The following is a 17,624-nucleotide window of genomic DNA, read 5'->3' on the forward strand; positions in this document are numbered from 1 at the left end:
TCAGGGACCAATACGAGGTTGCAGATGATTAAGACCTACGCGCACCACGCCCCCTCAGCATACGGCTTGGAAGCGATCCGCTGTATCCGAGAAGCCTTCTCGGAACTGCATGAGAAGATCGAAGCCGCTTGCCCGGCCTCGCGCGAGCGGAGTGTCGCACTCACGGAGTTGGAAACCTCCGCGATGTGGGCGATCAAGAGCATTGTTCTGAACGACCCGGATTCCGAGATCACGAAGTAGTTCAGCTTGCGGGGTGGAGAAGAGGTATCTCGCCAGGCTCATAACCTGGAGGTCGCCGGTTCGACCCCGGCCCCCGCAACTTCCCGCGCATCGCGGGGATCAAGAGGTGAGTGATGAAGCGATTCTTGTTGCGGGCCGCGTGCGCGGCCCTGGTGGTGTGCTGCGCCCTCTCGGACGCGCAGGCCGGCCCCCTGAAGCGGCTGCTCGCCGGGCGGCGGTCGTGTGACGGCCCTGCCCCCCGGCGAATTGCCGAGGTCCGGGCGGAGCGACGCGGCGAATCCCCGTCGTGTTCCACCGGGACCGTGACGTTCCGGCAGGTCGCTAGCGTGGCGGTGCTGCCGGTGGCGAAGTTCACGAACGGCGCGCCGGCGGTCCGGGCGGTCGAGATCCCCGTGACCCTACCGTCGGCCCAGGCCGCGACATTCGACTTCGCAAGCGAGTTCAAGTCCGCGCCGGCGTCGTGCGTGGACTGCCACAAGCAGCCTCAACCGTCTTCCTCGCCACCGCGGTTCTTCCGCGGGCGGCGGTAACCGACCTCCCGGCCCGTGGTGGGGTGCGTTGCCCCAGGGTGTTCGAGGTGACGGATGCCCGCGGAGACCACGGGCCGGGAGGATTCACCCGTGATCGATTCGAACAAGGTCGAGTTAATCGTCGTCGCCCTGGGCCTGCTCGTGGTCGCGCTACTCGCGGCCCTCGGCGGCCCCGGCGACGGCCCGGACGAGTCCGAAACAACCCCGGCCGGGGGCGGTCATGTTCCCGTTCCGCCCGCCGCTGCTCTTGGAGTTGGGCAGTGGCACACCGGCCGGGGTTTCTGAACAAGGGGGTTCGTCATGTTGGACACGCTGAACAAGTGCCGGCTCGAAACGCTCTGCGACGCGAAGGGCTGCCGAATGGTGGACGCCCTGGAGGTGGTGAAGGCCGTGTTCGCCAAGTTCCGCACCGTCGATGCCATGCGGAACGGGGCGAAGGTGGACGGCCAGGACCACAACACGGTCAGCTACGCCCGGAAGGTCTGTTCGCAGAAGAACCTCCCGTCGGCCGTGGAGGACGCGGTGTGGGCGTTCTTCACGGACTGAAACAGTCAAACACCAAGAGGTTGACGATGGAAGGTTTCGCATACGTCCTTCGCTCGTGCCCGGCGAGCATGGTCGCACAGAACAATTTCAAGTGGCCTGAAAGCGGCCGGGCCGAGTGCCCGGACTGGAACCCGAAGCCCGAATGCGGGAACGGTCTGCACGGTCTACTTTGGGGTATCGGCGACTGGTCTCTCTCCCATCTCTCCGATCCGACCGCGAAATGGCTCGTCGTCGAGGTGAAGATGGCCGAAGTCGTTGATCTCGTGGACAAGGTCAAGTTCCCGTCCGGCAACGTCGTCTACTGCGGCGGGTTGCCGGGCGCGCAGTCTTTGATTGCAGAAAAGCGTCTGCTTCATTTGGCATCGACCGCGGGCGAACAGGCTCCGGCATCGACCACGGGCTACAAGGCTCCGGCATCGACCACGGGCGAACATTCGGTGGCCTGCTGTCTCAAACAACACGCAGTCGCGAAGTGTGGTCCGAACGGCTCCATCATTCTGTCTTGCTGGGACGGCACGCGACTTCGGCATGTCGTCGCTTACGCGGGCGAGAACGGTATTGAGCCTGGCGTTTGGTACGAGTTGTCCCAATCAGGGCAGGTCGTTAAGGCTGCGGACCAAAACCCTTTGTCGGATTGAATCTTGGCTCTGGCGGCGGCCCCCTCGCCGCCCCCGACTCCGCCGGGCGGTCGCGCGTAGGAGTGAGCGCGGCGTGGGTTCGACTCCCGCGGGTCGGGTTTCTTTGGCCGGCGGGAACCCCGTGCGATGCAGGCTTCCGAATCGGACGTGTTGCTCGAAAACGAGGAGCGGATCCGCCGGCTGGTCGCGTGCGTGTTGCAAGGGTCCACGCTCAACCACCTGGAATCGTTCGACGACCTGATGCAAGTCGGGCGGATGGGCTGCTTGGAGGCGTGGCGGAAGTACAACCCCGACCTCGGCAAGACGTTCTGGAACTACGCGAACCAGCGGGTGTACGGCGCGGTCGTCGATCACCTGGGGACGTGCGGGCTGGTGAAGCGGAAACACAGGCGGGCGGGCCGTGAACTGCCCGTCGTATTCGCCAAGCTCGCGGACGAGAAGGGCCAGATGGGCCAGTACGAGCCGTCGTACACCGTCGCCCTCGGCGAGGAGTCGGACTTCGACGAGTTCTTGGGGTTGGCGTTGCTCCGCAGCCTATCGCGGACGGAGCGGGAGATCCTTGCCGATTATTTCGTGGCCGGCCGGCTGATGAAGGAGATTGGCGCGGCCCGCGGGGTGAGCGAGTCGCGGATTTCGAACATCGTCCAACGTGTGCTGAGGCAGTTGCGAGAGGAGGCCAATGGTGAACCGGCAAGCGTTTCTTGAAGACCGCCGCAAGGGAATAGGGAGCAGCGACGTTGCCAAGGTTCTGGGGCTGTCCCGGTTCGGCACGGCCCTGGACGTGTACCTGAGCAAGGTCCGGCCGGCCGACGCCACGGAGATGACTACGCATCAGGAGTGGGGCGTTCGTGCGGAACCGATGATCGCGGCCGCGATCTGCGACCACCACGGGTGGACGTTGAACAAGATTCCGACCGTCATTCACCGCGAGCATCGGTTCCTGCGGGCGTCCCCGGACCGGCTGAATCAATCGGGCGAGGCTGTCGAGATCAAGACCACGGCCCGCGCCGACGGGTGGGGCGAGCCGGAGACGGACGAGGTCCCCGAAGACTACTGGCTTCAGGCCCAGCACCAGCTTGAAGTTCTCCATGAGACCTACGGCACGGAAGTGTGCTGGGTGTTCGTGCTGGTCGGCGGCTCGGACTTCCGCCGCTACCGCGTGCCCCGCGACCCCGGCTACCTGGACACGGTGTTCGACCCGCTCCGGGAGTTCTGGCGGTGCGTCGAGGAGGAGACCCCGCCGCCGCCGGACTGGTCGCACCGGTCAACGCTTGATGCCTTGCAGAAGCTGCACACGCCGATCAAGGGCCGGGCCGTGTCGCTCGACGACGAGGCTCAGCGGCTGGCCGACCGGTACTCGGCCCTCGGCGACGAGATTTCCGGGCTGAAGGACCAGCGGGACGAGGTGAAGGCCCGGCTCGTCGCGGCCCTCGAAGACGCGGAAACCGGGATGCTGCCCGACGGTCGGCTCGTCGCCCGGAAGGAAGTTCACCGCAAAGAGTACACGGTCCAGGCCACCAGTTACTTTGACCTACGAATCAGGAAAGGATGGGCATCGTGAGCCAAGCCATCACGGAGATCGAGGACACCGGGTCGATGTTGCCGGGGTTCCTCCCGGCGGCCCAGACCGTCAACCACCAGATCCAGCTCGCCGCGGCGCTCCTGGACAAGCGGATCGCGACGGCCCGGAGCTTCCCGCGGTCGATCGCCCGGTTCAAGGGCGAGGCGACGGAGCTGCTGAAGACGGACATCGACACCGCCCGCAGCGCCGAGTACGCGAAGCCGGTCGGCGGCGGGAAGGTCGTCGGTCCGTCCGTCCGCCTCGCGGAGCTGGTCGCGATGTGCTGGCAGAACCTGGACATCACCGTCGAGGAGCCGGTCGCCACGGAGAAGACGGTCAGCGCGAAGGCGTCCGCCTGGGACCTGCAACGCAACCTGCGGCAGGAAGCGGTCGTCACCACGTCGATCCTGAACAAGAACGGCAACCGCTACCCGCAGCACCTGATCGAGACGGCGGGCATGGCGTGCCAGGCGAAGGCCCGGCGGAACGCGATCCTGGCCGTCATCCCGCGGGCGTACATCAACGACCTTCTCGAAGTAGCCCGCGAGGTCGTGAAGGGCAATCAGGAACCGCTCGAAGTGACGCGGAAGAAGATGCTGGAGTTCTTCTCCCGCAGCTACAAGGTCAGCGAGGAACAGATCTGCAAGGCCCTGGACGTGGCCGGCGTGGACGACATCACGCAAAAGGGCATCGACGACCTGCGGTTGATCGCCAACGGGCTGAAGGAGGGCGAGCCGTTGGAGGCGTTCTTCGAGCCGCAGACCACGTCCCGACTCGATGGCGTGAAGCAGAAGATCCAGGACCGCCGCGGCAAGGGCGGTGACAAGCCGGCCGAGAAGAAGCCCGCGGACAAGCCGCCGGAATCGCCGACGGAGCAGCCGGGCGGCGGGAAGCTGTTCGGCGACGGCCCAGAGAAGACGGACATGGACGCAATCAGGAGGTAGCCATGCCCATCAAGCCGGAGAACCGGGCGAAGTACCCGGCCGACTGGAAGGAGATCCGCGAACGGATTCGGCAGCGGGCCGGGAACTGTTGCGAGTTCTGCGGGATCGGGAATCACCTGATCGGCTATCGCATATACGGCGGCAGCTTCCGCCGCCTACGCGACGTGAAGCCGGGGACGATGTTAGAAACGCAAGGCGGGCTGCGGGTGAAGGCTTTCCGGATCGTCTGTACTGTGGCCCACCTGAACCACACGCTGGAAGACCACCGGGACGAGGTGTTGGCGTTCCTGTGCCAACGGTGTCACCTGGCCCACGACGCCCCGCAGCACGCGGAATCGAGGCGAAAGAACCGAGCGAAGGGGGGGAAGGCGAATGTTAAAGTGTGACGAGATCGCAGACCCGAATAGCTGCCTCAACAAGGCGAAGGACGACGAGCGTATCTTCGTCCTGCTCGCCCGCGACCCGGCAGCACCCGCGGCGATCCGGGCGTGGATCGGCGAGCGGCTCCGGACTGGCAAGAACCAACTGAACGACCCGAAGATTCTGGAGGCTCAGATCTGCGCCCACCATATGAGTACGGCCAGCGGTGCGGTGTCGCTCGACGAGCTTCGCCGCCTCATCAAAGACCAGCAGGAATTGATCTACAGCATGGGCGAGCAGATCAAGAAGCAAAGCGAACTGCTATCCAAGAAGGCCGAAGGAGCGCAGATCCGTGCCTGACGCCACCCCGCACGCCGACCCTCGCGTCCACGGCCCCGCGATCTGCCCTCGCGCCCCGAAGGGCTGCGAGGCGTGCAGCGGGCAACACCACTGGCTGGAAGCGTTCTGCGATAGCCCTGAAGACGACTTCGACCCGGAAGACAACGCCCGTGAACGAGCCGTCCGCCTTTGGGACAAGCAACACGGCACTGACCATTCCGGTACGGGGCACTACGGGTGCAAGCACTGCGACACCTGGGCGGAGTCTGACTTCGTTGAGGAGCTGATTGAAGCTGATGACGAGGGCGACGAGGGTTTCGAGTGTTGGTGCGGGGCTTCTGGGCCAATTGGCGAGATGCTCGACGACAGCGGACTTGAACTGAACTGCGGCGGGACAGGTTCGCTGAACTGTGAATGCGGAGGCGATTTCTGCGTCTGCCATTATCACGGTTCGACGGAGTGCCCCGGCTGCGAGGACTGCGAACAGGACGACGACGGCTTCGACGAGGACTATCAGGGGGAGGACGACGGGTGAGTATCAGAACAATCACGATTCACGATCGCTGCCAGAAGTGCAACCGCACCCTACGCAGCATCCAAGAGGGCGAGCGAGGCAAGTGCGCCGCGTGCTGGGTGTTGGAGATGCCGGCCGACACGATCGGCTCGCTGACGAGGCTGATCGCCACGGCGCTCAAGTCGTCCACCCAGGCCGAGCGGGACTCGGCCGTGCAGGACGCGATGGAGAAGATCAAGCGGGACGAGCTGCAGGCGCAGCCGCCCGAACCGGAAATCCAGCGGCTGGCGGACGACGGCTGCCCGCTCGCGAACACGCACTCTTAATTCGGTGCATAGATGAAACGGTTGATCGTGACAGATCTGTTTTGCGGTGCGGGCGGCACGTCCACGGGCGTGAGCCAGTTCGCCGAGGCGTCGGGGCGGAAGCTCGAACTGGTGGCCGTGAACCACTGGGAGCGGGCGGTCGAGACGCACGCGGCGAACCACCCGCGGGCCGCCCACTTCTGCCAGGACCTGACCCGGCTGAAGCCGGGCGAGGCGGTTCCGGGCGGGAAGCTCGATCTGCTCGTGGCGTCGCCGGAATGCACGCACCACAGCAACGCCCGTGGCGGGAAGCCGAAGAACGACCAGTCGCGGGCCTCGGCCTGGGTAGTCCTGGAGTGGGTGACGGCGCTGAAGGTGGACCGCGTCCTGATCGAGAACGTCCCGGAGTTCGTTTCGTGGGGTCCGCTCGGATCGGACGGGAAGGCGCTCGCCAGCAAGAAGGGCGAGATTTTCAAGACGTTCATCCGCGCCCTGGAGGCCGCCGGCTACCGGGTCGAGTGGCGGGTTCTGAACGCGGCCGACTTCGGCGCGGCAACGTCCCGACGGCGGTTATTCATCCAGGCCGTGCGGGGCCGGCGGAAGATCGCGTGGCCGACGCCGACGCACAGCCGCGACGTGCGGGCGAACCTGTTCGGCACGCTCCCGCGGTGGCGGGCGGCACGGGAGATCATCGACTGGCCGATCCTCGGCGAGAGCATCTTCGCCCGGAAGCGGCCGCTGTCGGAGAACACGCTGAAGCGGATCGAGGCCGGGTTGAAGAAGTTCGGCGGCGCGGCGGCGGAACCGTTCCTAGTCGCGATGAACTACCTCAAGAGCCGGGAACATGACCAGCGGTACGCCCACGGGATGGACGACCCGCTGCCGACGATCACCGGCCAGAGCAACCGGTTCGCGTTCATCATCCCGACGAACTACGGCGAGCGGCCGGGCCAGGCCCCGCGGACGCACTCGGCCGAGTCGCCGATGCCGACGATCGTGGCCGGCGGGCAGACGCACGGCGTCGTCGAGGGCTGCATGGTGCAACTGACGCACGCCGGCCGCTACGGGCTGGTCGAGCCGTTCATCCTCCCCCACCGGCAGTTCGAGAACATGAGCGTTGACGACATCCGCGACCCGCTGCGGACGGTCACTGCCGTGAACGGCGGGTGTAACGGCGTCGTCCAGCCGTTCATCACGCCGTACTACGGGACTGGCATTCCCGATTCGACCGACGACCCGTTGGCGACCGTCACGTCGAAGGACCGGTTCGGCCTCGTCGAGCCGGACCGCGTCGCGCTCGACATCCGGTTCCGAATGTTGCAGCCCCACGAACTCAAGGCCGCGATGGGTTTCCCGCGCGACTACAAGATCACCGGCAACCGCGGCGAGCAGGTCAAGCAGATCGGTAACGCCGTCGAAGTGAACCAGGCCCGCGCGTTGGCTGGCTCGATGCTGGGGGCAGGATGTACCGCGTGATTTCGCTGCGGGGCCTTTGGCCGCACAAGTTGAGCCAGGGCTTCATCTATCTTGGGCGGCCTCACGCCGGGCTGCCGGGCCACGAGTTGGCGAACCCGTTCAGGGGCGAGCGGGCGTTGTTGGAGTTCGCGGCGTGGCTGCACGCCCTGCCGGACCTGGCGAAGCGGTTGCAGCGGCTGCGGGCCGAAACGGAGTGCGGCCGGTTCCCGCTGGCCTGCTGGTGCGGGTACTTCGCCCAGGGTGATCCTCCGCTGCCGTGTCACGCCTACATCGTCGCGCAGGCGATGATCGAGCGATTCCCCGAAGACATGAAGGGTGGTGAGTGGTGAGCCTCACGATCAAATACGCCGACATTTACCGAGCCGCGGTCATCAGCCTCTGCACGAACTACCGGTACGAGCTGACGCGGACCTGGGACCGGTCCAAGAAGCCGGTCCTCTTCGTGATGTTAAACCCAAGCACGGCCGATTCGCGGATCGACGACCCGACGATTCGCCGGTGCATGGGCTTCGCGCAGGCGTGGGGGAAGGGCGGGATAATCGTCGTGAACCTGTTCGCGTGGCGGGCGACGGACCCGCGGTCCCTGTATAAGCTCGCGAAGGCCGAGGCGGTCGGGCCGGACAACGACAGGCACATTGTCGCGGCGTGCCTCCGGGCGGACCTGCACGTCGCGGCCTGGGGCACGCACGGCCGGCTGTGCGGCCGGGATCGGGAAGTCGTCGAGCTGGCGAACCACGCGATCATCAGCAACGGCGTCGGCCCTGGCATGACGGCGTTGAAAGCCACGAAGAACGGCGACCCGATGCACCCGCTGTACCTCCGAGCCGACCTGGAACCGACCATCGCACTGGCCTGAACCGAAAGGCGGATCCGACGTGACCCAGACGACGATCGGCGTGGAAGCCTTCCCGCTCCAGTGGCCGCTGAACAAGCCGCGGACGCCCGGCCACCGGCGGGAGCGGTCCCGGTTCGAGACGAGCTTCACGGTGGCGCGGGACACGCTGCTGAAGGAGATCAAGCTGCTACGGGGGCGGGCCGTCGTCATCTCGACGAACGTGAGCCTCCGCCGCGATGGGCTGCCGCTCGCCGGCCAGCGGACGCCCGACGATCCCGGCGTGGCGGTGTACTTCCTGGACAAGAACGGGAAGCAAAAGTGCGTCGCTTGCGACCGGTGGAACAAGGTCGAGGACAACATTCAGTCGATCCGGAAGACGATCGAGGCCCTCCGCGGGATCGACCGCTGGGGCACGGGGGACATGGTCGAGGCGGCGTTCAGCGGGTTCACCGCCCTCCCGCCCGCGCCGCCCGTTCGGAAGTGGTGGCATGTTCTGAACGTCGAACCGCACTGGCCGACAACGACGATCCACGACCGGTACAAGGAACTCGCGCTGCAGCGCCATCCCGACCGCGGCGGCAGTCATGAGGCGATGTCCACCCTGAACACGGCCTACGAGGAGTTCAAGCGTGAACGCGGCATCCCCTGAGACCGGCCCGACCAGCAAGCCGAAGCCGACCTTGGAAGAAGCCTTCCGCCGGTTCCATGCGGCGAACCCGGAGGTGTTCCGGCTGTTCCGGAAGTTCGCCTATCAGGTCCTGAACAACGGCCTGGACCACTACAGCGCCGACGCAATCCTCCACCGGATCCGCTGGCACATGGACATCGATGTCAAGGAGCGGGACGGTGAATTCCGTTTGAACAACAACCACGCCGCGTACTACGCGCGGCTGCTGATGCAGGAGGAGCCAATGTTCGAGGGCTTTTTCACCACCCGCGAGACCAAGAGCGAAGGAGCGACGCCGTGAGCATGAAGTGTTCCCTGTCCGGCCTCACGAAGAACGCGGCCCGGTGCATCGACGATTTGGTCCAGGAACTTCGGAACCACCTCACCGAAGAGGAGATGAACGACATCTGCCAGGAACATCAGCCGGGGTACTACTCCGCCTGCCTCCTGGAACTGAGCCACCACGCCCGCGAAACGAAGGGCGGCAAACACACCGTCGATGAGTTCGCGGATTGTTACGACCTGAAGAAGTAGCCACACCAGGCCCACAGAAACCTACGAGAACCTGTCATGAAGATCGTGCAACTGACCGCGGAGAACGTGAAGAAGCTGAAGGTCGTCGAGATCACGCCGACTAGCGACTTCATCCAGATCACGGGGAAGAACGGGTCGGGCAAGACCAGCGTGCTTGACTCGATCTTCTGGGCGCTCGCCGGCAAGGACGGCATCCAGGACCGGCCCATCCGGAACGGCGAGGAACGCGCCCGCGTCCGGCTGAACCTCGGGGAGATCACCGTCGAGCGGCGGTTCACGCCGAACGGCACGACGCTGATCGTCGAGAACGCGGAGGGCGCTCGCTACCCGTCCCCGCAAGCCATGCTGGACGGCCTGATCGGGGAGTTGTCGTTCGACCCGCTCGCGTTCGCCCACATGAAGCCGCGGGACCAGTACGACGAGCTGAAGCGGGTGGCGAAGATCGACCTGGACCTGGACGCGATCGAGGGTCAGAACAAGGCCGACGCCGACCGCCGGCGGGACCGGAACCGCGAGGCGAAGGAGGCCCGGACGCGGGCCGAGGCGATCACGATCAAGTTCCCGGACATGGACGCGCCGATCGACGTGAAGCAGCTCCTCGCCAAGATCGAGGCGGCCAGCAAGGCGAACGCGGCGGCGAACAACGAGCTGATGCGCCAGGAGCGGGTACGCCACTTGGAGGCCGGCCTGCTCCGGGAGGTCGAGACCGCCCGGAAGGAACTGGCCCAGGCCGAAGTGAACCTCCGTGTGGTCCAGGAGAAGATCGCGGCCTTCGAGCCGATCCCGCCCGTCATCAACCTGCGGCCGTTCCACGACGAAATCGAGTTGGCCGAACACAAGAACGCCGACTTCCGCAACCGCGCCGCCCTCGCCGAACTGACCGACCGGGCGGCCCAGCTCGAAGCGGATTCCGAGGCGATCAGCGAGCGGATCGAAGCCCGGAACGCGGCGAAGGCGAAGGCCCTGGAGTCCGCGGCGATGCCGATCCCCGGCCTGACCCTCGGCGACGGCCGCGTGTTCCTGAACGGCGTGCCGTTCGACCAGTGCTCCTCGGCCGAGCAGCTCCGCGCGTCCGTCGCGATCGCGATGGCCGCCAACCCGAAGCTGCGGGTGATCCGCATCAAGGACGGCTCCCTGCTCGACGACGACGGCCTGCGGACGATCGCGGACCTGGCCGCCGCCCAGGACTATCAGGTCTGGGTGGAGCGGGTGGACAACTCGGGCAAGATCGGGATCGTCATGGAGGACGGTGCGGTTGTGACGAACAACGACGCCGCGGCCGTCGCGTAACCCAGGCCAACCCCTACTTTCGGGCGGACTTTCCATGCGAGACTTCTTTCGCCGGCGGGAGTGCTACGCGATCGGCTGCGCGGCGGGCGACGAGGACCCGTACTCCGGGTGCGTGCGGTGCGGGACCCCGGCCGGGGCCGAGGGCTGGCGGTTCGGCTGGTACTGGCAGGTCCGGTTCTGGCTGATCGAACTCGGGCTGTACCTCGGCAGCCGGTGCGCGGACTGCGGCCGCCGGCTGTGGCCGTGGCGAAAGCGGGTCGGCCACCGGTTCTGTTCCGCCGCGTGTCTCGAAGCCAACATCCCGTTCTGAGGTGGAAGTGCAACAACGCGCCGAAGGTGCAAGGGTGGCATACCCGCTGTTCCAGGTGGGAGGGGGCGGTTCGAGTCCGACCTCGGCGCTTCAACTGACGTTCGAGCGGGTGCGGTTTGATACGGCGATGGAACTGAACCGGCTTTGGCATTCCCGGCTTCCCCGGATGGGGACCGGGGCCATCAAGAACCCGGAACGGCGGTTCACCTGCTTCTGCGGCATCTACGGCGGCCTGATCTACTGCGTCGGCATCTGGTCGTTGCCGGCAGCGCGAGCCTTGCCCCAGGACGGGACGTGGTTGGAACTACGGAGGTACGCGATTGCCCCAGACGCTCCCAAGAACACGGGCAGTCGGGGCTTGCGAGTGATGGAACTCCTGATCCGTCGCCAGTTACCGGCCGTCCGCCGGCTGTGCAGCTCGCAGGACACCGAGGCTCACACCGGCTGCATCTACCGCGCGGCCGGGTGGAAGCCTGCCCGACTCAGCGATGGCGGCGAATGGGACACGCCGGCACGAAGACGGCCGAAGGTCCAAAGCGACGCCCCGAAGCAACGGTGGGACAAGGTCATCCATGCAGGCTGAGTTACTCGATCATCGGAAGTTCCTCCGCCTCGTCCGACTGCTGGGCGAGCCGACGCCGCACGTCCTCGGCTACCTGATGCTGATGTGGCGGCGCGGGTATCAGACCGGATCCCCGGTCGTCGGCGACGACTTGGACGTTGAGGCGGCCGCGGAGTTCACCGGCGAGTCGGGGCGGTTCGCGAAGGCGGCGAAGGCGGCCGGGTTCGTCGATCAAGGGCCGGACGGGTTGTACCGGATACACGACCTGTGGGACCACGCGCCGGAGTACGCCCGGAAGCGGATGGCCCGCGCGGGCAACCTGCCGGCGGGCATGGATAGCTACTGCGGCATCAAGCCGGGCGGACGCCGCGCGGCGGCGAAAACGGCGAAACAGACGCCGCGCGGCGGCGAAAACGGCGAAACAGACGCCGCGCGGCACACAGAGATCAGAGATCAGAGATCAGAGGTCAGAGGTCAGAGGTCAGAGAGGGAAGAAGAAGAGAAATCTTGCTCGGAGCCGCCGAAGCCGGCGGCGTCCGAGCCGGCGGCGACGCCACCCCCGCCGCCGGTGCTGACCATCCCGGCCGTCGGGGAGGGGGATCAGGAGTGGCCGCTGACCCAGGCCAAGATCGACGAGTGGGGGGAGGCGTACCCCGGCGTGGACGTGCTGGCCGAGTGCCGGAAGGCCCGGCAGTGGTGCATCGACAATCCCACCCGCCGCAAGACGGCGAAGGGGATGCCCCGGTTTCTCTCGACGTGGCTGTCCCGAGCGCAGGACCAGGCCCCCAGGACGACGCAGCATGGACCCGATCGCCGAGGCGATGCAAAGGCTGTTGGAAACGGCCCGGCTGCGGGAGGCGGCCGGATCGTCGCCCCCGCCACCGACTACGCCGCCGCCGAAGCCCGGCACGTTCGCGTCGGGGGTGTTGACGCTGGCCCGCCCGCACGCGCGTCTCCGCCCGGACAAGCCGCGGCGGGCGAAGCTGGTCCCGAAGGATCTCCGGGAGCGGATCGCGGCGGCGTGCCGTGGTGAATCCCCGTGGCCGCTGACGCTCCACGGGCTGCCGGGGCGGGGAAAGTCCTCGGCGGCGCTGCTGCTGCTCGACTGCGTCCGGGACGGGGTGTACATGACCGGCCGGGAGTGCGTGGACGCCGAGTTCGGCACCGGCGAGCAGACGGCGAACCAGTTCCGATATCGCTGGAAGCGGGCGGACCTGTGCGTGATCGATCAGTTCGGCATGGACTGCCGGCCCGGATCGCCCTGCCCGCCGGCGAAGCTGCAGGTGTTCGTGGACCTGATCGACTACCGCGAGGGCAAGCCGCTCGTGCTGGTGTCGAACCACACGCCCGCGGCCCTCGGCGAGTTGTTCGACGCGCAGATCCGCGACCGGATCGAGGGCGGGACGATCATCGAACTTTGCGGCCCGTCGCTGCGGGCGAACCGATAGGCGGAACACGGATGACGCCGGAACAGATCGTGATCGCAGGGCAAGCCGTCCTGAACGCCGTGCTGGTGGCGGGCGGGTTCTACCTCCTCGGCCGGTGCTGGCGGTCGGAGGAGGCGGCGGAATCATGGCGGCGGGATTACGAGTGGCTCCGCGCGAGTGCGGGCCGCCCCGCGGCCGACGAAACGGGAACGTGCCAAGGGTGGCCGGGCATGTACGGCCACTGAAACGGGAGGTGAACGGTGAAGCAGATTCTGGGCGGGGACACGCTCGCCAAGCTGAACGACGGCTACTTCGGGAAGATCACCGACGAAGCCTTACGCCAGGTGATGAAGGACATCCAGGAGCGGGGCCACGACGGGAAGAAGCGGACGATCACGATCAAGGTCACGCTCGCCCCGGACGGCGAGACTGGGCAGGTGAAGATCGACACGGAGGTCGGGTACAAGCTGCCGAGCTACGTCCCGCCGACGACGATCGGGAAGTACAACGCGGCGGTCGGCGGGGTCGTCTTCCGCGACGACGCCCCGGAGAACCCGGACCAGACGACCACGAACGACCTGATGGAGAAGTAACCCCGCCGCGGGACCGCCCCGCGGCCGACGCAAGACACCACCGCCCATTCAAAACTTTCAAACGCGAACGGAGATGCCATGCTGACGGAGAAGTTCGTTTCGGAGATCGCGGGCCTGGCCGTGAAGGCCAACGGCAACCGCGTCTTCAAGGCCCCCGACGAACCGGACCACGTCTATCACACTATTGACGCGGACGGCAAGTTGACGAAACACGCGACGGAGCCGAAGCCCGAGAACAACGTCGTTTACGACTTCGAGTCGGTCGCGAAAGTGCAGGCCGAGAGCAAGGCCGGCGAGACGTGGTACCACGAGGGCGGTGTTCACGTCGTCCACGACGTGGAGACCCGGCGCGACGCGACGAAGCTGCACCTCACTCATTCCGAGCCGCTCGCCAAGCTGCGGGAGTGGAAGGACCAGAAGGCGGCGAAGCTGAAGCAGATCGAGGTGTACCACCTGCTCCGGACGACGTTCGCCGGCTGCCTCAACGTCCACCCGACCATCGTGAACGACCTGCGGAAGGTGGACGTGAAGAAGGTGCAGGAGGCGACCGGCATCGTCCAGAAGGCGAACGTCTCCATGTCCCGCTCGATGGTGGCCGAGGCGAGCGGGGCGGACAAGCTGCCCGACGTGCTGACGTTCGAGGTCCCGTACTGGGCGGAGGCCCTCGCGCCGCTCAAGGTCCGCGTCCGCGTCGCGTTCGACCTGGACCCGGAGGCCGAGGTGTTCCGGTTCGTGATTCTTCCCGGCGAGATCGAGAAGGCGGAGTTCGAGGCCGCGTCCTTCGTCCACCGCCGGCTCCTCTCGGCGCTGACGGAGGCGGGCGTGAAGCCGGAGGAAGTGGAAAAGGTCCTGATGCACGGCTGGCCGGGCTAACCAGCGGGGTTCGCGATGGGAATTGATCCCGCGTGGGAAGAGGTGCTGATCCGGGGCGGGCACATCGAGGCCCGCCCCGCTTCGACCGCTGCCGCTTTACCGATACCCGAAAGGCCACCGATGATCGCTGGTGGGGTGTGCGAGCATTTTGAACCTGGCAGGTATCTGGCGGAAGTACCCTTGGAACGCTTGGTGGTGAGAGACACCCACTACGGCGAGCCGGTCCCGAAGCAACGTCCCAGGCTCGGGAGGAACGGTCGTGTGTATACTCCGGGATCGACGAAGGATCACCAAAGGGAACTGGCTGATCTGGTCCGGAGCCGCCTCGTGGGAGCGGAGCCTGATGGCGAATGGGCATATGGAATTCGAGCCGTTTTCTACGTGCAAACCCACCAACGTAAGGACGTAGACAACATGTTGAAGACGGTTCTCGATGCCATGAACCGCTTGATTTTCTGCGATGACTCGCAGGTAAAAGAATTGATGGGATGGAGTGTTTACGATGGCGAAAGCCCGCGGACGGAGTTCGTAGTTTACCGGCTCCATCCGATTTGCCGGGAGTCCGGAACCTGCAACGTATGCGGCAAACGGTTCCGACTCTACAAGTCCTGGCGGATGCGCGTTTATTGTTCCCGCAAGTGCTACATGGTTAGCACCATGCGATCCGCCGCCTTCAACTGTACGCACTGCGGCCGCGAATTTATTCGAAAGCGAAGCGTCGAGAAGAAGAGTAAAACCGGCGACCACTTTTGCAGCGTGGCGTGCAAAGGTAAACACTCCCGACGACGAGCAAAGTGCGATGTTTGTGGTAACGCCATCAATAGGCCGAATTCTTGGTCAAGGCCAGGGCAAGTAAAGAACTACTGCTCACAGGTGTGTTACCATGCTGGCCCGAAGCCTTCGCGGGTGAAACCTCTAACAACCGAAGAACTCAGAGCGATCGCCAAGAAGGGCTGGGAAACGAGGCGCAAGGCTGATTCCAAATGATAACGATCTGCTCGCTGATGGGCGTGGAAGACGGCAGCGAGAATTGGGTCTGCACCGTGGGCCAGGAGCCGGGCGGGTTGCGCGGCGTCCGCATCCAGTTGAGGGCCGCGTGAAGAAGCAAATCGTTTTGAAGAACGTGCCCTACTGGAAGGGGAAGAAGCGGCCGCGGCAGCAGTCGCGGGCGAAGAAACTCAGCACGACGGAACTCGGAACTGAGTACACCGCCGACGACATGGAGTTCCTGAAAGCTGTGGAAGAGTTCAAGAGGAAGAACAAGGTGAAATTTCCGACTCACCTCGACATCCTCACCATCGCGAAGTCGCTCGGCTACCGGAAGGTAATATGACCGCCGAGGAACTGAAGGCCCGGAACCCGTGCGGCTGCGGATGGTGTAACGCCTGCGGCATATTCTGGGCGGCCCCGCGGCCGAAACCCGCGGCCCCCGTCGTACAGCCGAAGCAGGAGCCGCCGGCGGATAAGCAGAAACCCGCAACCCTGTTCGACGGGATCGACCGCAACGATGGATGACACCGTGCCCCTGCTGATTTCCGTCGCCTGCTGTGCCGGGTTCACGGTGGGGCTGTACTGCGGCTACCAACTGAGGAAGTACGATGAGAGCGACGAACGAAACGAGAGGGCACGGGCAATGAGTTACTCTGGCTACGTCCACCTGGAAGAGTGCAAGATCCTCCGCACCCGCGAGAAGGCGATCCAGATTCTGTACCAGGGCGAACGCCACTGGATTCCCCGTTCCCAGATGGCCGACGACGACCAGTACGAGGAAGGCCAGGACGGGGTTACCGTGTCGATCTCGGAATGGATCGCGAGCGAGAAAGGAATCGAAGTCGATGAATGACACCGCCCCGAAAATCAAATGCCTATCGCCCTGGGCCGGGTCGAAGCGGCAGCTCGCCCCGCGAATCGTCGAGCTGCTCGGCCCGCACACCGGCTACTTCGAGCCGTTCTTCGGCGGCGGGGCGGTGCTGTTCGCGAAGGAGCCTTGCCGGTTCGAGGTGGTGAACGACCTGAACGGCGACCTGACGAACCTCTGCTGGGTCTTGCAGGATGCCAAGCTGAAACGCCGGCTGCTGGCCCGGCTGCACGACACGATCTGTTCCGAGCGGCTGTACCACGCGGCACGCGATGAGTTCCTGAAGCCGTTCGCGGCGGATGAGTCGAAGCCGGACCTGCGGCGGTCGTACCTCGCGCTCGTGGTGTGGTGGCTGGGGCGGAACGGCACGGCCGGGACGATGAAGTACAACACGAACTTCTGCGCGCGGTTCAGCACGAAGGGCGGGTCGGGCGGCGTGCGGTTCGCCTCGGTTCTGGAATCCCTGCCCTGGCTGATGGACCGGATGCGGCGGGTGGACGTGTTGAACCGCGACGCCTTCGAGGTGATCGACAACATCCAGGACCAGGCCGGGACCGCGATCTACGTGGACCCGCCCTACGTGAAGAAGTCGTTCAAGTATGAACACGACTTCGCCCCGGCCGATCACGAACGCCTCGCGGCGGCGCTCGCCCGGTTCAAGCAGGCCCGCGTGGTCGTGAGCTACTATCCCGACCCGATGCTGGACGCGCTGTACCACTCGGCCCGGTGGGAGTGCCTCGCGCCGCAGGTGCAGAAGAACATGACCAACACGGGCCGTAGCCCGATCACCGCGCAAACCGAATTACTGTTCCGAAATCTGGTGTGAGCCATGCCCGTCACGATCATGTTGAAAGACCTCGTGTCCGTCCCCGGCTGCGAGAAGTTCTTCCCGGAGAAGTTCGCCGGGCTGGTGGCGGCCGTCGAGGAGTTGCCGAACGACACCAACCGCATCAAGGTTCTCCGCGACTGGTGCGAGGAGAGCGGCGAGGACGAACTGGCCGTGGCGTGCAAGTGGCTGGCGAATCGGCCGGAACTGTATGTCACAGTTTTCTGGAAGAGATTCGACGGCCCGCCTGCCTGGAGGGTGGAAAAATCGGCTATCCGGAAACGACTGTGGGGTAAATCGCCGTGATTGACCGCACCGAAACCGGAATTCGCTGTGGATGTCCGGTCTGTTCTGCCGTATACTACCACAGTGGTTTCCGGTTTCTTCTCGGAGTGC

General features: G+C 65.5%; 31 protein-coding genes and 2 tRNA genes. All 33 read left to right on the forward strand.

Going from position 1 to position 17,624, the window contains the following annotated elements:
• The first annotated feature begins 24 nt into the window (after positions 1-24).
• The 33 genes from AC5JJ2_RS18905 to AC5JJ2_RS19065 all read left to right on the forward strand — a co-directional run bounded on the left by AC5JJ2_RS18905 (position 25) and on the right by AC5JJ2_RS19065 (position 17,534).
• Complete coding sequence (locus AC5JJ2_RS18905; protein WP_495859579.1) at positions 25-240, forward strand: Acb2/Tad1 domain-containing protein; 216 nt, start codon at positions 25-27, stop codon at positions 238-240.
• Positions 241-247: 7 nt separating this feature from the next.
• Positions 248-319, forward strand: a tRNA-Met gene (locus tag AC5JJ2_RS18910).
• A gap of 34 nt (positions 320-353) precedes the next feature.
• Positions 354-770 (forward strand): hypothetical protein, encoded by a 417-nt coding sequence (locus AC5JJ2_RS18915; protein ID WP_495859580.1) that lies wholly within the window; start codon positions 354-356, stop codon positions 768-770.
• Positions 771-860: 90 nt separating this feature from the next.
• Positions 861-1,055 carry a hypothetical protein gene (locus AC5JJ2_RS18920; RefSeq protein WP_495859581.1) on the forward strand — a complete coding sequence of 65 codons (195 nt, stop codon included), beginning with the start codon at positions 861-863 and terminating at the stop codon, positions 1,053-1,055.
• 15 nt (positions 1,056-1,070) lie between these two features.
• Positions 1,071-1,316 carry a hypothetical protein gene (locus AC5JJ2_RS18925; protein WP_495859582.1) on the forward strand — a complete coding sequence of 82 codons (246 nt, stop codon included), beginning with the start codon at positions 1,071-1,073 and terminating at the stop codon, positions 1,314-1,316.
• A gap of 26 nt (positions 1,317-1,342) precedes the next feature.
• Positions 1,343-1,954, forward strand: a complete 612-nt coding sequence (locus tag AC5JJ2_RS18930) for a DUF7666 domain-containing protein (RefSeq protein WP_495859583.1) — start codon at positions 1,343-1,345, stop codon at positions 1,952-1,954.
• Positions 1,955-2,080: 126 nt separating this feature from the next.
• Complete coding sequence (locus AC5JJ2_RS18935; protein WP_495859584.1) at positions 2,081-2,659, forward strand: sigma-70 family RNA polymerase sigma factor; 579 nt, start codon at positions 2,081-2,083, stop codon at positions 2,657-2,659.
• Complete coding sequence (locus AC5JJ2_RS18940) at positions 2,634-3,515, forward strand: YqaJ viral recombinase family nuclease (RefSeq protein ID WP_495859585.1); 882 nt, start codon at positions 2,634-2,636, stop codon at positions 3,513-3,515. The genes AC5JJ2_RS18935 and AC5JJ2_RS18940 overlap by 26 nt, the downstream gene beginning before the upstream one ends.
• On the forward strand, positions 3,512-4,459 hold the full coding sequence (locus AC5JJ2_RS18945; protein WP_495859586.1) for a hypothetical protein: 948 nt from the start codon (positions 3,512-3,514) through the stop codon (positions 4,457-4,459). Before AC5JJ2_RS18940 ends, AC5JJ2_RS18945 begins: the two co-directional genes overlap by 4 nt.
• Positions 4,460-4,461: 2 nt before the next feature.
• Entirely contained in the window at positions 4,462-4,845 is a 384-nt protein-coding gene (locus AC5JJ2_RS18950) for a hypothetical protein (RefSeq protein WP_495859587.1), read from the forward strand.
• Positions 4,832-5,179 (forward strand): hypothetical protein, encoded by a 348-nt coding sequence (locus AC5JJ2_RS18955; RefSeq protein WP_495859588.1) that lies wholly within the window; start codon positions 4,832-4,834, stop codon positions 5,177-5,179. Before AC5JJ2_RS18950 ends, AC5JJ2_RS18955 begins: the two co-directional genes overlap by 14 nt.
• Positions 5,172-5,693: a hypothetical protein gene (locus AC5JJ2_RS18960; protein WP_495859589.1), complete on the forward strand. Its 522-nt coding sequence runs from the start codon at positions 5,172-5,174 to the stop codon at positions 5,691-5,693. The genes AC5JJ2_RS18955 and AC5JJ2_RS18960 overlap by 8 nt, the downstream gene beginning before the upstream one ends.
• A complete protein-coding gene (locus AC5JJ2_RS18965; protein ID WP_495859590.1) occupies positions 5,690-5,998 on the forward strand; it encodes a hypothetical protein in 309 nt (102 codons plus the stop codon). Before AC5JJ2_RS18960 ends, AC5JJ2_RS18965 begins: the two co-directional genes overlap by 4 nt.
• A gap of 12 nt (positions 5,999-6,010) precedes the next feature.
• A complete protein-coding gene (locus tag AC5JJ2_RS18970) occupies positions 6,011-7,453 on the forward strand; it encodes a DNA cytosine methyltransferase (RefSeq protein WP_495859591.1) in 1,443 nt (480 codons plus the stop codon).
• Positions 7,441-7,782: a DUF4326 domain-containing protein gene (locus AC5JJ2_RS18975; protein ID WP_495859592.1), complete on the forward strand. Its 342-nt coding sequence runs from the start codon at positions 7,441-7,443 to the stop codon at positions 7,780-7,782. The genes AC5JJ2_RS18970 and AC5JJ2_RS18975 overlap by 13 nt, the downstream gene beginning before the upstream one ends.
• A complete protein-coding gene (locus AC5JJ2_RS18980; protein WP_495859593.1) occupies positions 7,779-8,309 on the forward strand; it encodes a DUF1643 domain-containing protein in 531 nt (176 codons plus the stop codon). Before AC5JJ2_RS18975 ends, AC5JJ2_RS18980 begins: the two co-directional genes overlap by 4 nt.
• A gap of 19 nt (positions 8,310-8,328) precedes the next feature.
• Positions 8,329-8,937 carry a J domain-containing protein gene (locus tag AC5JJ2_RS18985; protein WP_495859594.1) on the forward strand — a complete coding sequence of 203 codons (609 nt, stop codon included), beginning with the start codon at positions 8,329-8,331 and terminating at the stop codon, positions 8,935-8,937.
• Positions 8,918-9,256, forward strand: a complete 339-nt coding sequence (locus AC5JJ2_RS18990) for a hypothetical protein (RefSeq protein ID WP_495859595.1) — start codon at positions 8,918-8,920, stop codon at positions 9,254-9,256. Before AC5JJ2_RS18985 ends, AC5JJ2_RS18990 begins: the two co-directional genes overlap by 20 nt.
• Positions 9,257-9,258: 2 nt before the next feature.
• A complete protein-coding gene (locus AC5JJ2_RS18995) occupies positions 9,259-9,489 on the forward strand; it encodes a hypothetical protein (RefSeq protein ID WP_495859596.1) in 231 nt (76 codons plus the stop codon).
• 36 nt (positions 9,490-9,525) lie between these two features.
• On the forward strand, positions 9,526-10,779 hold the full coding sequence (locus tag AC5JJ2_RS19000) for an AAA family ATPase (RefSeq protein WP_495859597.1): 1,254 nt from the start codon (positions 9,526-9,528) through the stop codon (positions 10,777-10,779).
• Between the two features lie 34 nt (positions 10,780-10,813).
• Positions 10,814-11,089, forward strand: coding sequence for a hypothetical protein (locus AC5JJ2_RS19005; protein ID WP_495859598.1), 276 nt, complete (start codon positions 10,814-10,816; stop codon positions 11,087-11,089).
• Positions 11,090-11,106: 17 nt separating this feature from the next.
• Positions 11,107-11,179: transfer RNA gene (locus AC5JJ2_RS19010), tRNA-Glu, on the forward strand.
• A 76-nt stretch (positions 11,180-11,255) separates the two neighbouring features.
• Positions 11,256-11,672 (forward strand): Mom family adenine methylcarbamoylation protein, encoded by a 417-nt coding sequence (locus AC5JJ2_RS19015; protein ID WP_495859599.1) that lies wholly within the window; start codon positions 11,256-11,258, stop codon positions 11,670-11,672.
• Complete coding sequence (locus AC5JJ2_RS19020) at positions 11,662-12,684, forward strand: hypothetical protein (protein WP_495859600.1); 1,023 nt, start codon at positions 11,662-11,664, stop codon at positions 12,682-12,684. The genes AC5JJ2_RS19015 and AC5JJ2_RS19020 overlap by 11 nt, the downstream gene beginning before the upstream one ends.
• Before the next feature lie 94 nt (positions 12,685-12,778).
• Positions 12,779-13,099: a hypothetical protein gene (locus tag AC5JJ2_RS19025; RefSeq protein WP_495859601.1), complete on the forward strand. Its 321-nt coding sequence runs from the start codon at positions 12,779-12,781 to the stop codon at positions 13,097-13,099.
• An 11-nt stretch (positions 13,100-13,110) separates the two neighbouring features.
• Positions 13,111-13,323 (forward strand): hypothetical protein, encoded by a 213-nt coding sequence (locus AC5JJ2_RS19030; RefSeq protein WP_495859602.1) that lies wholly within the window; start codon positions 13,111-13,113, stop codon positions 13,321-13,323.
• A gap of 15 nt (positions 13,324-13,338) precedes the next feature.
• Complete coding sequence (locus AC5JJ2_RS19035) at positions 13,339-13,671, forward strand: YfdP family phage-associated protein (RefSeq protein ID WP_495859603.1); 333 nt, start codon at positions 13,339-13,341, stop codon at positions 13,669-13,671.
• Positions 13,672-13,749: 78 nt separating this feature from the next.
• A complete protein-coding gene (locus AC5JJ2_RS19040; protein ID WP_495859604.1) occupies positions 13,750-14,544 on the forward strand; it encodes a hypothetical protein in 795 nt (264 codons plus the stop codon).
• A 120-nt stretch (positions 14,545-14,664) separates the two neighbouring features.
• Positions 14,665-15,531 (forward strand): RusA family crossover junction endodeoxyribonuclease, encoded by an 867-nt coding sequence (locus AC5JJ2_RS19045; protein ID WP_495859667.1) that lies wholly within the window; start codon positions 14,665-14,667, stop codon positions 15,529-15,531.
• Between the two features lie 109 nt (positions 15,532-15,640).
• Positions 15,641-15,877: a hypothetical protein gene (locus AC5JJ2_RS19050; protein ID WP_495859605.1), complete on the forward strand. Its 237-nt coding sequence runs from the start codon at positions 15,641-15,643 to the stop codon at positions 15,875-15,877.
• Positions 15,878-16,063: 186 nt separating this feature from the next.
• Positions 16,064-16,387 (forward strand): hypothetical protein, encoded by a 324-nt coding sequence (locus AC5JJ2_RS19055; protein ID WP_495859606.1) that lies wholly within the window; start codon positions 16,064-16,066, stop codon positions 16,385-16,387.
• A complete protein-coding gene (locus tag AC5JJ2_RS19060; RefSeq protein ID WP_495859607.1) occupies positions 16,380-17,228 on the forward strand; it encodes a DNA adenine methylase in 849 nt (282 codons plus the stop codon). Before AC5JJ2_RS19055 ends, AC5JJ2_RS19060 begins: the two co-directional genes overlap by 8 nt.
• A gap of 3 nt (positions 17,229-17,231) precedes the next feature.
• Positions 17,232-17,534 (forward strand): hypothetical protein, encoded by a 303-nt coding sequence (locus AC5JJ2_RS19065; RefSeq protein ID WP_495859608.1) that lies wholly within the window; start codon positions 17,232-17,234, stop codon positions 17,532-17,534.
• Positions 17,535-17,624: the final 90 nt, after the last annotated feature.

The sequence above is a fragment of the Limnoglobus sp. genome (genome assembly GCF_059499385.1).